This is a genomic window from Flavobacterium okayamense (assembly GCF_019702945.1).
Classification (GTDB): domain Bacteria; phylum Bacteroidota; class Bacteroidia; order Flavobacteriales; family Flavobacteriaceae; genus Flavobacterium; species Flavobacterium okayamense.
The window spans coordinates 1,221,701-1,235,276 of sequence record NZ_AP024749.1 but is presented as its reverse complement, the minus strand read 5'-3'; the positions used below and the strand labels follow the sequence as shown (position 1 = coordinate 1,235,276).

Here is a 13,576-nt window from a genome sequence, read left to right as displayed (position 1 = left end):
TTTTTATATATTCGTTTTATGAAAATAGACCAACTACATAAAAAATTCTTAGAGTGTACTAAAGTTACAACCGACACAAGAAACATTTCTCAAAATAGTTTATTTATAGCTTTAAAAGGAGAACGTTTTGACGCAAACGAATTTGCTAAGGAAGCTTTAGAAAAAGGATCAAAATATGCTATAATTGATAATCCAAAATATTATATAGAAGGTAAAACTATTCTAGTAGAAGATTCTCTAACAACGCTGCAAGAACTTGCTAATTATCATAGAAAACATCTTTTAAATATAAAAGTTATTGGTCTTACAGGCAGTAATGGTAAGACAACCACAAAAGAACTTTTTAATGTAGTATTATCAAAAAAATTTAACACTAAAGCAACAACTGGAAACCTAAACAACCATATTGGTGTACCTTTAACATTACTATCCTTTGATAATGAAACTGAGATTGGAATTGTTGAAATGGGAGCCAATCATCAAAAAGAAATAGAATTTTTATGTTCTATAGCAGAACCAGATTTTGGTTATATAACAAATTTTGGTAAAGCACATTTAGAAGGTTTTGGAGGTGTTGAGGGAATAATAAAAGGCAAAAGCGAGATGTATCAATATCTTGATTTAAATTCAAAAGTTGCAATCGTAAATCTACAAGATAATATTCAAGTTGAAAAAACAAAAAACATTGAACGATTTACATTTTGTACTGATGGAAATTGTGATGTTAAAATACATTCCATTGAAGCCAATCCAATGGTGAAGATTACGTTTGATAATACATCCATTCAATCAAATTTAATTGGTCTTTATAATGCAAACAACATAAATGCTGCAATTGCTCTTGGTAAATATTTTAAGATCCCTAACGAAGCAATAAAGAATGCTATTGAAGAATATTTCCCTAACAATAATCGATCTCAAATTGTTGAAAAAAATTCTAATAAGATAATTTTAGATGCTTATAATGCTAACCCAAGTAGTATGAATGCAGCTCTAACCAATTTCTTTCAATTATCAGAAAGCCCTAAAATGGCAATATTAGGCGATATGTTTGAACTTGGAAAAGAAAGCCATAGAGAACATGAAAATCTGGTAAAAACTTGCTTAAATCAGTCCGAAATACAATTTTACTTTATCGGAAAACATTTTTATGGCTGCAAAAATCTAGCAAAAAACAATATTGCCTTTTTTGAAGACTTTGATAACTTTAAAAATTCATTGCAAAATAATTTGCCAAAGGATAGTTTACTTTTAATTAAAGGCTCAAGAGGAATGAGCTTGGAAAGAACCTTAGAAATTCTATAAACAAAAAAAGCAAGCCTTATAAGCTTGCTTTTCAATTTATTCGTGGGCAATAAGGGATTCGAACCCCTGACCCCCTCGGTGTAAACGAGGTGCTCTGAACCAACTGAGCTAATTGCCCTAAAATTTCAACTGCACTACTACTGTAATGCGGGTGCAAATATAATACAGTTTTTTATTATTCCAAACGATTTTAAAAATAAATTTTACTTTTTAAATACATCGTAAAACCTATACAACTTCAGCTACTGTGAATGTACTTCCACCTATAAAAACAACATCTTCATTGCCAGCATTTTGCAATGCATTTTCATAAGCTTTCCTAACTGAATTAAATTTTTTTCCTTTAAGACCAAATACTTCAGCTTTTTTTTCTAAAACTTCTTCATCTAATCCTCTAGATAAATTTGGTGAGCAAAAATAATATTTAGCAACTTTAGGAAATAGTGGTAAAATTTCATCTAAATCTTTATCATTTACTACACCAAGAACAATATGAAGCGTATTATATTTTAAACCGACAAGTTGTTCTAAAACCAACCTTAATCCGTGTTCATTATGAGCTGTATCACAAACCACAAAAGGTTTTTCATTTAAAACCTGCCATCTTCCTTTTAAACCTGTGTTTTTAGAGACATTTAACAAGCCTCTTTCAACATCTTTTTTACTAATTGAAAAATGAACTTGCAACAAAGAAACAACCGTCAAAACAGTCTTTAAATTCTTTTTTTGATAATCGCCTTTTAATTCACATTTATAATCTGGGAAATTAATATTTTCAGCAATATGCAATTCAGAGCTATTTAATTTTGCAATAGTACGAAACACAGTTTTCGTTTCTTCAATGGTTTCACCTACTACAACAGGTGTTCTATGCTTTATAATTCCCGCTTTTTCATAAGCAATTCTTCCTAAAGTATTTCCCAAAAATTGTTTATGATCAAAACCAATATTTGTAATTACTGAAACTAAAGGATCAATAACATTTGTAGAATCTAATCTTCCTCCTAAACCAACTTCAATAATTGCAACATCAACTTTCTCTTTCGCGAAATAAGAAAAAGCCATACCAGTTGTCATTTCAAAAAAACTAAGGCTATTCGCATCGAAAAAATCCTTGTTTTTTTCAACAAAATCAACAACAAATTGTTCTTTGATTTCATTACCATTTATCTTAATTCTTTCACGAAAATCTTTAAAGTGTGGCGAAGTAAACAAACCCACTTTATATCCAGCCTCTTGCAGAATTGATGCCAACATTGAACTTACAGAACCTTTCCCGTTGGTTCCTGCAACATGAACCGATTTAAAATATTTTTGGGGATTATTTAAATGATTTACAAGCGCAAGAGTATTGGTTAAGTCAGCTTTATATGCTTTTGCTCCTTGATTTTGGTACATTGGAAGTTGACCAAACATCCATTCTGTAGTTTCTTTATAATTCATTATAGCGAATTAATTAAACTTATTATCTAAAATTAATAAAAAGAGCAAAAAAAAGCAACCTAATTAGGTTGCTTAAAATATTATTCTCCTAATTTAAAATTCACAACCACAAACCCAATTTGAGTTTCTGGCGCTTTACTATCAGCTTGCCATTTAAAACTTTTAGCTGTCTCAATAGCTGGATTCACTAAACATGGATTTGTATTAGTAGTACCTTGTGTTCTCTCCGCTTTAATTACATTCCCATTTCTATTTACCCAAACTTTGACAACAACTCTACCTTCTTCGTTACAATCTTGAACCTTTTTACTATTACTTGCTAATTTACGTCCAGCTAAACCCCAACCAGTCCCGTTTCCAGAACCATTACCACTGCCACTACCATAAAAACTGTTAGCATAAATACTACCGTTTGGATCTCCTTTATCCCCTGGTAAACCATCATCGCCATGACCTCCTGTTGTTTGCCCATCAGATTTAGGTCCATTAATTAAAGCATCTAATGCATTTGTTGTATTTGTAGATGGTTTTGGAGTTTCTGTTTTTGGTTTAGGTGTTTCTTTTGGCGTATTCGTCTTAGGCTTTGTTTCGTTTTTAGGCGTAACAACAACTGGCGAATCTTCATCTTGTGTTAACGTATTTTCCTCTTGCGAAGAAACTGGCTCACTAACTGATGGTGTTGGCGCACTTTTTATAGGTTCAGTTGGTTGAATTTCTCCTTGCCCAACATCACTCGTACCAAAATTGATGGCAATACCATTTTCAGGTGGCGGATCAAATTCAGTCAAACCAAAAACAAAAAAGCATAAAAGAAATATTAACACAAATATTCCACTTGTGATAATAAAAGAATCTTTTTCCTCTTTTGTCTCTAAAAACTTCATTTTATTTTGGATTAACAGCAGCTACTGTTTTAATTCTATTTCTATTTGCAACATCCATTACAAAAACGACTTCTTTGTATGGCACATCTTCTTCGGCTCTTAATACAATTGCTCTACCTTTATCATTTTCGTCTTCGGGCAAAATTTCTAACAATCTCTTTTCTAAATCTTCTTTAGAAACTTCAGTCTTATCAATGTAAAACTTTAATTCATTAGTAATATTTACCGCAGTGCTCTTATTACTATCCGTTTTCCCTTTGCCTTTTGGTAAAACTAAATCTAAGGCATTGGTCGTAACCATAGTTGAAGTAAGCATGAAAAATATCAATAATAAGAATACAATATCTGTCATTGAAGACATATTGAACTCCGTAGATACTTTATTTTTATTCTTACCTATTCGCATATTATACTGGCTCGTTTAATAAATCTAGAAACTCTACAGCGTTTGCTTCCATTTGGTTTACCACTTTATTTGTTTTAACAACTAAGTGATTGTATCCAATATATGCCACAATACCAACAATTAATCCTACGACAGTAGTTGTCATTGCAGTATAAATACCTTCAGCAAGAGCACCAACTTCAATTTGTCCGCCACCACTTGCCATTTTATGAAATGCAAGAATCATACCTAAAACCGTTCCAAGGAAACCAATCATTGGTCCAGCTCCCGATATTGTTGCTAACATACTGGTATTTTTCTCTAGTTTATATAATTCAAGATTTCCAGCATTCTCAATAGCTGTGTTTATATCTTCAAGAGGTTTACCAATTCTTGAAATCCCTTTCTCAATTAAACGAGCCACTGGTGAATTTGTTTGCGCACACAACATTTTAGCGCTATCAATTTTTCCTGACATAATATTCATTTTAATATTATTCATGAAATTTGCATCAATTTTACTTGCTTTATTAATTGCCATTAAGCGTTCGAAATACAAGAACAAAGCAAAAAACATCAAGATAAAAAGCACTAAAATAATGGCTTGCCCACCAATTCCTCCACTAGTTAAAAGCTCCCAAATTGATAAGGTTTTTTCTACTGGTTGATCTTCTGTTAAAACTTCGTTAGCAACTGCTAAACTATCCGCTTGAAGAAATAAACTCATACTTTTATTTTTTATATAGTAACGAAAATTCTTTTAAAAAATTATATTCTTAAGCTGCATTTAGAATTAAATCTCTAATTACAATAAAACCAGCTGATCCTGCTAAAAATCCAATTAAGGCTAGCCAACCAATTTTTTTCAAATACCAAAAGAAGTCAATTTTTTCCATACCCATTGCTACAACTCCTGCTGCAGAACCAATAATCAAAATACTTCCTCCTGTACCTGCTGCATACGCGATAAAATGCCATGCTGGCTCATCCATTCCAATTTGAAACATTCCAATACTTGCTGCAACTAAAGGCACGTTATCAATAACTGCTGAACCAGCACCTAATAACAATACAACTAAATCAGAAATCTTTGTAGAATGGTGCTCTGTTCCTAAATTAGGCACATTTGCTTCTAAAATTCCAGCAAAATCAAATAACATTCCTAAAGATTCTAAAGCAGCAACTGCCATTAAAATACCTAGGAAAAATAAAATACTTGGCATCTCAATTTTAGAAAGTGACTTATGAACTGGACTATGATTATGAGAACCTTCACCAGCTGTTGCTCCACCCATACTAAATTCACGGTTACTCAAAAATTCTGCAATAGCAGCAACAATAGCTAATGACAACATCATACCAACATATGGCGGTAAATGTGTAATTGTTTTAAAGATAGGAACGAACATAATTGCGCCTAATCCAAGGTAAAACATTACTGAACTATATTTTGACGAACTTTCTTCTTCTTCAGTTGTATCTTCCTCTACTTTACCTTTAAAAATTGCCATACGTGAAGCAATTACTACAGGAACTGCATAACAAAGAATTGAAGGAATTAATACGTGTTCAATTAAAGAAGCAGCTGAAACTTTATTTGCAATCCAAAGCATTGTGGTAGTAACATCACCTATTGGAGACCAAGCACCACCAGCATTAGCAGCAATAACAATTAAACCTGCAAACCAAAGCCTTACTTCTTTGTCTTTAATGATTTTTTGTAAAATCGTAATTAACACGATCGTTGCAGTAAGATTATCAATAATTGCTGATAAAACAAAAGCTAAAGTTGTAAACAACCAAAGTAATTTTGATTTGCTTTTCGTTTTAATAAACGACTTGATAGTTGAAAAACCATCAAAATAGTCAACAATTTCTACAATTGTCATTGCTCCCATTAAGAAAAACAAAATTTCAGCTGTTTTACCCAAATGATGTAACAACACACCTTCTACATGATGCGCTTCTTTACCAACTCCTGGTAAAATTTCATAAACCTGCATGTGATTTACAGCAATAATAGCCCATAAAATAGCCATCATACCTAAAGCAGGAATTAATTTATCTATTTTGAAGGTATGCTCCATAGCAATACCTAAGTATCCTAGAATAAAAATTACGATTAATACAGTTTCCATTAAAAATTTAGATTAATTGTTTTAAAGCAATTTCGAAAGCAGTTGCACTAATGTTTTTCTTATCAGAATTTAATTGGTGTACTTTTTCTATTGCTTTTTTAATAGTATTTGAGGTATCTGAGAAAATAGCCTCGTCAGTCATTTGAACTTTTTTCTCCATAAAGTAAGCAAACACACGTGCCATACCACAGTTTGCAATAAAATCTGGCACTAAACTTACTTTCTTATCAGTTGCTTCCATAATAGGCCCAAAGAAAATTTCTTTGTCTGCAAAAGGAACATTTGCTCCACTTGAAATTACTTCTAAACCAGATGCAATCATTTGATCAACTTGCTCTTTAGTCACTAAACGTGAAGCCGCACAAGGTGCAAAAATTTGAGCTTCAATAGACCAAATTTTTTGGTTGATTTCTTCAAATGAAATCATGTTAGCAGCCACTAACTTATTTCCATCTTTATTTAAAAATAATTCTTTAATGTCTTCGAATGTAAATCCGTTTTCATTTATCAAACCACCGTCTCTGTCAATTATTCCAACAACTTTAGCTCCCATTTGTGCTAAATAGTAAGCTGCAGCAGAACCTACATTTCCAAAACCTTGAACGATTGCTTTTTTATCTTTAACTTCTCCACCAAAAATATCATAATAATGACGAACAGCTTCAGCAACTCCATAACCTGTAATCATATCAGCTACAGTATATTTTCTATTTACATCAGGAGAAAAAGTTGGGTTTTCAATTACTTTTATAACACCTTGACGTAACTGTCCTATTCTATTTATTTTATCAGCTTCAGTTGGTTTGAAATGTCCATTAAAAACACCTTCTTGCGGATGCCAAACACCACAATCTTCAGTAATAGGGATAACTTCATGAATTTCATCAACATTTAAATCACCACCAGTTCCATAATAATTTTTCAAAAGAGGAGAAACTGCTTTGTACCATCTTTCTAAAACGCCTTTTTTACGAGGGTCATTTGGATCAAAATTAATACCTGATTTAGCACCACCAATAGCCGGTCCAGATACCGAAAATTTAACTTCCATAGTCTTAGCTAAAGACAATACTTCATTCATATCCAATCCTTTACGCATACGAGTTCCTCCACCTGCAGCTCCGCCTCTTAAAGAGTTAATTACTGTCCATCCTTCGGCTTCAGTTTCAGGGTCTTTCCAATTAAATACAATTTCTGGTTCTTTATTTTCAAATTTATTAAGTAAATCTTTCATTAGATTGGTTAAATTTTAGTTTCACAAATATACATATTCTATATTGTTCTAGTAATTGAAAAATGGAAATTTACCTATTTCCTAACAATCTTTTTAAGGATAGTTATAAACTATTCCCGAAGAATGATTTTTAGAAGCACCTGTTACTGAGCTTAATACATTAACTTCATTTCTTAAACGAAGAATTCCTAAAAAACCAAATAGTAAAGCTTCTTTAAATTGTATTAAATCATCATTTGGAATTACCCAATCAACATTTGATTTAAAAAACCTTAATCGTTCAATTAAGAAAACATTGTAAGCTCCACCTCCTGTAACCAACACACTCGTATTAGAGGTTACAACATTTGTAATTTGAATGGCTATATGTTCAACAAAAGTCCTTAAAATATCATTAACCGATATTTCATATTTACTTATTAAAGGTAAAATCTCTTTTTGTATAAACTCTTTTCCCAACGATTTAGGAAACGATTTCTTATAAAAATCTAAAGCATTTAGTTCTTCTAATAATTGCTTATTTACAACTCCTGATTTTGCAAATTTTCCTTTGTCGTCATAGTGATAACCAACACTTTCAGTGTAATGATTCAGCACTATATTAACTGGTGAAATATCAAAAGCAATACGTTTTCCTTTTTCATTAAATGAGATATTCGAAAATCCTCCCAAATTCAAACAGTAACTATAATTAGAAAACAACAATTCATCACCAATAGGAACCAAAGGTGCGCCTTGCCCCCCTAATTGAACATCTTGTACTCTAAAATCACAAACAACTGTTTCCTTAAGCAATAATGCTATTTCAGGTAAATTTCCTATTTGTAATGTAAAACCCTCTTCTGGCTCATGTAAAATTGTATGACCATGACTACAAATAGCATCAATATCTTGGATTTCATTTTTTGCAATAAAAAGTTTGATTTGTGTAGCTAAAAATGAAGTGTATTCTTTATTTAAAACATCTAATTCTTCTTTGTTAAAAAGAAAAGCATTGTTAAGTTTTGATCTCCATTTATCATCGTATCCAAAAGTTTCAGCTTTAAGAATTTTAAAATCCCACGACTCATTTTTTCTATGAAAGTGAATATAAGCAAAATCAAGTCCGTCTAGAGAAGTTCCAGACATGACACCAATAACCTTAAAATTGTTGTTTAACATGGGTTAAAATTACAAATTCGTATTGAAAATTTAATAGTAAATGACTACATTTGGGAACTATTTTTAAACATAACACAAAATTTTTATTCAAATACTATGGATTTTAAATTAAGCGAAGAACATTTAATGATTCAACAAGCAGCGAGAGACTTCGCTCAAACTGAATTATTACCTGGAGTTATCGAAAGAGATGAACATTCAATATTCCCAGCTGAGCAAGTTAAAAAAATGGCGGAGCTAGGATTTTTAGGAATGATGGTTGATCCAAAATATGGTGGTGCAGGATTAGATAGTTTATCTTATGTTTTAGCAATGGAAGAAATTGCAAAAGTAGATGCTTCAGCTGCTGTAATTATGTCGGTTAACAACTCTTTGGTTTGTGCTGGTTTAGAAAAATATGGTTCTGAAGAACAAAAAGTAAAATATTTAACGCCACTTGCTAAAGGTGAAGTTATAGGTGCTTTCTGTTTATCAGAGCCTGAAGCAGGTTCAGACGCTACTTCTCAGCGAACTACTGCAATAGACATGGGTGACCATTATTTATTAAATGGTACAAAAAACTGGATTACAAACGGAGGAACAGCTTCTACTTATTTAGTAATCGCGCAAACAGATGCTTCAAAAGGACACAAAGGAATTAATGTTCTTATTGTAGAAAAAGGAATGCCTGGTTTTGAAGTAGGTCCAAAAGAAAAGAAAATGGGAATTCGTGGTTCTGATACACATACGTTATTATTCAACGATGTAAAAGTTCCAAAAGAAAATAGAATCGGTGCTGACGGATTTGGTTTCGCGTTTGCAATGTCAACATTGAATGGAGGACGAATTGGAATTGCTTCTCAAGCATTAGGGATTGCTCAAGGTTCTTATGAATTAGCTTTAAAATATGCTCAAGAAAGAGTTGCTTTCGGTAAACCAATCTTCCAACATCAAGCAATTGCTTTCAAATTAGCTGATATGCATGTAAAAACTACTGCAGCGAGATTATTAGTGCATAAAGCAGCTTCTGAAAAAGATCAAGGCTTAGATATAGCACATTCTGGAGCTATGGCTAAATTATATGCCTCAGAAGTAGCTTTAGAAGTAGCTAATGATGCTGTTCAAATTCACGGTGGAAATGGTTACGTTGCCGAATATCATGTAGAACGTATGATGCGTGATTCTAAAATTACACAGATTTACGAAGGTACTTCAGAAATTCAACGTATTGTAATTTCGAGAGGATTAGTAAAATAATTTTTTTTTCAAAAACATATAATTTAAGAGTTCAACGAAAGTTGGACTCTTTTTTTTATACTTTTAACAACATTAAATTTTATAAAATAAAAAATGTCTCTGAAATCATTATATATTATTCCTTTATTACTAGCTAATTTCATTTTTGCACAAAAAAAGAAGTAGATGTTACTTTTCTGAATAATAACATTAAAAATAATGAAGTTGTTTTTTATAAAATATCAAAAAATAAAATTGATACATTAAAATTAACTAATTCTAGGCTATATTTTGAATATAATTCTGAAAGAGAACTAAAGATGATTGCTAGATTTAGAAATAAATGCTTAGAGTTTTATATAAATCCAACTGAAATATATTTTCTTGAAATTGAAAAAATGCGTTTTAGCTTAAACAATTTATTTAGAAGAAAATATATTATTAATCAAGGATTTGATTATGTTGAAATTGTAAAATGTAGTAAATGTAAAATTAAATAACACTTGTTTAGTTATTCAAAACCTTCTAAAAACAAAAAATCCCCATCATTACTGATGAGGATTTTCAAAAGAAAGGCGGCGACATACTCTCCCACCTGATGGCAGTACCATCTGCGCAATCGGGCTTAACTTCTCTGTTCGGAATGGGAAGAGGTGAGCCCCGACGCAATAACCACCTTAAGTTTTAAGTCTAAAGTTAAAAGTTACAAGTCAAAAAGTATATCTTACTTTGGACTTTTGTCTTTCGACTTTTGACTGCAACCATGGTTGCCAATATCTTAACATACTGAGAAAAGAATCTATTTGATTCAGAAAGAAAGTGTCCCCGCCCTAAAGCGGGGAGACGCGTACATAAGCTTACGGGTTATTAGTACTACTCGACTATGACATTACTGCCTTTACATCTATAGCCTATCAACCTAGTCATCTTCTAGGACCCTTAAAAGAAATCTCATCTTGTGGTGGGTTTCGCGCTTATATGCTTTCAGCGCTTATCCCTTCCCAACGTAGCTACTCAGCAGTGCCCCTGGCGAGACAACTGATACACCAGCGGTTAGTCCAATTCGGTCCTCTCGTACTAGAATCAGATCCACTCAAATTTCTAACGCCCGCAGTAGATAGAGACCGAACTGTCTCACGACGTTCTGAACCCAGCTCGCGTGCCACTTTAATGGGCGAACAGCCCAACCCTTGGGACCTTCTCCAGCCCCAGGATGTGACGAGCCGACATCGAGGTGCCAAACCCCCCCGTCGATGTGAGCTCTTGGGGGAGATCAGCCTGTTATCCCCGGCGTACCTTTTATCCTTTGAGCGATGGCCCTTCCATGCGGAACCACCGGATCACTATGCTCTACTTTCGTACCTGATCGACCTGTATGTCTCTCAGTCAAGCTCCCTTATACCATTGCACTCTACGCACGGTTACCAAGCGTGCTGAGGGAACCTTTAGAAGCCTCCGTTACTCTTTTGGAGGCGACCACCCCAGTCAAACTACCCACCAAGCAATGTCCCCCGAATCATCGGGGTTAGGCCTCAGACAAGCAAAGGGTGGTATTTCAACAATGACTCCACAACGCCTAGCGACGCCACTTCAAAGTCTCCCACCTATCCTACACATCACGTGTCCAAGGTCAATACTAAGCTATAGTAAAGGTGCACAGGGTCTTTTCGTCCCACTGCGGGTAATCGGCATCTTCACCGATACTACAATTTCACCGAGCTCATGGCTGAGACAGTGTCCAGATCGTTACACCATTCGTGCAGGTCGGAACTTACCCGACAAGGAATTTCGCTACCTTAGGACCGTTATAGTTACGGCCGCCGTTTACTGGGGCTTCAATTCAATGCTTCTCCGAAGATAACATCTCCTCTTAACCTTCCAGCACCGGGCAGGTGTCAGGCCCTATACATCATCTTACGATTTAGCAGAGCCCTGTGTTTTTGATAAACAGTCGCCTGGACCTTTTCACTGCGGCCAGCATTGCTGCTGGCGACCTTTCTCCCGAAGTTACAGGTCTATTTTGCCTAATTCCTTAGCCATGAATCTCTCGAGCACCTTAGGATTCTCTCCTCAACTACCTGTGTCGGTTTACGGTACGGGTACTTATCATCTAAGTTTAGAAACTTTTCTTGGAAGCCCTTAGGCACACTATCCCTTTGTCCGAAGACTCCGAGTACTATCGTATCTCACCAAAATCTACGGATTTGCCTATAGATCTTATAGCTACATACTTCAACGAACTATTCCGTCAGTTCGCGGTGCTTTCATCACTCCGTCATTCCATCACAATGATAAGTAGTACGGGAATATTAACCCGTTGGCCATCGACTACTCCTTTCGGATTCGCCTTAGGACCCGACTAACCCTCAGCTGATTAGCATAGCTGAGGAAACCTTAGTTTTTCGGTGTGCGGGTTTCTCGCCCGCATTATCGTTACTTATGCCTACATTTGCTTTTCTAAACAGTCCAGCCAACCTCACAGTCAACCTTCAACCCAGTTTAGAATGCTCCCCTACCACAGTTTCCTGTCCATAGCTTCGGTAGTATACTTATGCCCGATTATTATCCATGCTCGCCCGCTCGACTAGTGAGCTGTTACGCACTCTTTAAATGAATGGCTGCTTCCAAGCCAACATCCTAGCTGTCTAAGCAGGCAAACCGCGTTTTTTCAACTTAGCATACATTTGGGGACCTTAGCTGATGGTCTGGGTTCTTTCCCTCTCGGACATGGACCTTAGCACCCATGCCCTCACTGCTTACAATCATTTACTAGCATTCGGAGTTTGTCAGGAATTGGTAGGTGGTGAAACCCCCGCATCCAATCAGTAGCTCTACCTCTAGTAAACTAAATAAGCGCTGCCCCTAAAGGCATTTCGGGGAGTACGAGCTATTTCCGAGTTTGATTGGCCTTTCACCCCTACCCACAGGTCATCCGAAGACTTTTCAACGTCAACCGGTTCGGTCCTCCACTATGTGTTACCACAGCTTCAACCTGCCCATGGGTAGATCACACGGTTTCGCGTCTACCACTACTGACTAAAGCGCCCTATTCAGACTCGCTTTCGCTACGGATCCAGTACTTAATACCTTATCCTTGCCAGCAACGGTAACTCGTAGGCTCATTATGCAAAAGGCACGCCGTCACCCCAAAAGGGCTCCGACCGCTTGTAAGCGTATGGTTTCAGGATCTATTTCACTCCGTTATTCACGGTTCTTTTCACCTTTCCCTCACGGTACTGGTTCACTATCGGTCTCTCAGGAGTATTTAGCCTTAGCGGATGGTCCCGCCAGATTCACACAGGGTTTCACGTGCCCCGCGCTACTCAGGATACCACTATTCTTATCTTTTCTTACTTGTACGGGACTATCACCCTCTATGGTTAACCTTTCCAGGTTATTCTAATTCAATCCGCAAGAAATATCGTGGTCCTACAACCCCAGCATTGCCGTAACAACACTGGTTTGGGCTAATCCGCGTTCGCTCGCCACTACTTACGGAATCACTTTTGTTTTCTTCTCCTCCGCCTACTTAGATGTTTCAGTTCAGCGGGTTCGCCCTCCTATCGGAGTAATGCATCTTCAATGCATTGGGTTGCCCCATTCGGATATCTACGGATATAACGGATATGTGCTCCTCCCCGTAGCTTTTCGCAGCTTATCACGTCCTTCTTCGCCTCTGAGAGCCTAGGCATCCCCCATACGCCCTTATTTTGCTTATTGTACTTATTTAGCTTTACATTATAAAATGCAAAACTGTGCTTTCTATTCTACTTATTATATTTTTTCTTTTCTCAATATGTCAATGAACGGT

General features: G+C 35.3%; 9 protein-coding genes, 1 tRNA gene and 2 rRNA genes. 2 read left to right on the top strand and 10 right to left on the bottom strand.

Features of this window, described 5'->3' with window-relative positions; all coding sequences use genetic code 11:
- Positions 1–18: 18 nt before the first annotated feature.
- Positions 19–1,305, top strand: a complete 1,287-nt coding sequence (locus tag KK2020170_RS05650; protein WP_221259843.1) for a UDP-N-acetylmuramoyl-tripeptide--D-alanyl-D-alanine ligase — start codon at positions 19–21, stop codon at positions 1,303–1,305.
- Between the two features lie 43 nt (positions 1,306–1,348).
- Here KK2020170_RS05650 and KK2020170_RS05645 read toward each other — a convergent pair.
- From KK2020170_RS05645 to KK2020170_RS05610, 8 genes are all read right to left on the bottom strand, one after another.
- A tRNA-Val gene (locus KK2020170_RS05645) sits at positions 1,349–1,423 on the bottom strand.
- Positions 1,424–1,533: 110 nt separating this feature from the next.
- A complete protein-coding gene (locus tag KK2020170_RS05640; protein ID WP_221259842.1) occupies positions 1,534–2,748 on the bottom strand; it encodes a bifunctional folylpolyglutamate synthase/dihydrofolate synthase in 1,215 nt (404 codons plus the stop codon).
- Positions 2,749–2,828: 80 nt separating this feature from the next.
- Positions 2,829–3,632 carry a TonB C-terminal domain-containing protein gene (locus KK2020170_RS05635; RefSeq protein WP_221259841.1) on the bottom strand — a complete coding sequence of 268 codons (804 nt, stop codon included), beginning with the start codon at positions 3,630–3,632 and terminating at the stop codon, positions 2,829–2,831.
- Position 3,633: 1 nt separating this feature from the next.
- Positions 3,634–4,038, bottom strand: a complete 405-nt coding sequence (locus tag KK2020170_RS05630) for an ExbD/TolR family protein (protein WP_221259840.1) — start codon at positions 4,036–4,038, stop codon at positions 3,634–3,636.
- 1 nt (position 4,039) lies between these two features.
- Positions 4,040–4,744 carry a MotA/TolQ/ExbB proton channel family protein gene (locus tag KK2020170_RS05625; RefSeq protein WP_221259839.1) on the bottom strand — a complete coding sequence of 235 codons (705 nt, stop codon included), beginning with the start codon at positions 4,742–4,744 and terminating at the stop codon, positions 4,040–4,042.
- Between the two features lie 49 nt (positions 4,745–4,793).
- A complete protein-coding gene (nhaD, locus tag KK2020170_RS05620; RefSeq protein WP_221259838.1) occupies positions 4,794–6,155 on the bottom strand; it encodes a sodium:proton antiporter NhaD in 1,362 nt (453 codons plus the stop codon).
- A 7-nt stretch (positions 6,156–6,162) separates the two neighbouring features.
- A complete protein-coding gene (locus KK2020170_RS05615; protein ID WP_221259837.1) occupies positions 6,163–7,389 on the bottom strand; it encodes a Glu/Leu/Phe/Val dehydrogenase dimerization domain-containing protein in 1,227 nt (408 codons plus the stop codon).
- 93 nt (positions 7,390–7,482) lie between these two features.
- Entirely contained in the window at positions 7,483–8,550 is a 1,068-nt protein-coding gene (locus KK2020170_RS05610; protein ID WP_221259836.1) for an anhydro-N-acetylmuramic acid kinase, read from the bottom strand.
- 96 nt (positions 8,551–8,646) lie between these two features.
- Between KK2020170_RS05610 and KK2020170_RS05605 the strand changes: the two genes are divergently transcribed.
- Positions 8,647–9,786, top strand: a complete 1,140-nt coding sequence (locus KK2020170_RS05605; RefSeq protein WP_221259835.1) for an acyl-CoA dehydrogenase — start codon at positions 8,647–8,649, stop codon at positions 9,784–9,786.
- A gap of 549 nt (positions 9,787–10,335) precedes the next feature.
- Here the strand turns inward: KK2020170_RS05605 and rrf are convergent.
- Positions 10,336–10,445: ribosomal RNA gene (gene rrf / locus KK2020170_RS05600) — 5S ribosomal RNA — on the bottom strand.
- A 167-nt stretch (positions 10,446–10,612) separates the two neighbouring features.
- Positions 10,613–13,485: ribosomal RNA gene (locus tag KK2020170_RS05595) — 23S ribosomal RNA — on the bottom strand.
- Positions 13,486–13,576 lie beyond the last annotated feature (91 nt).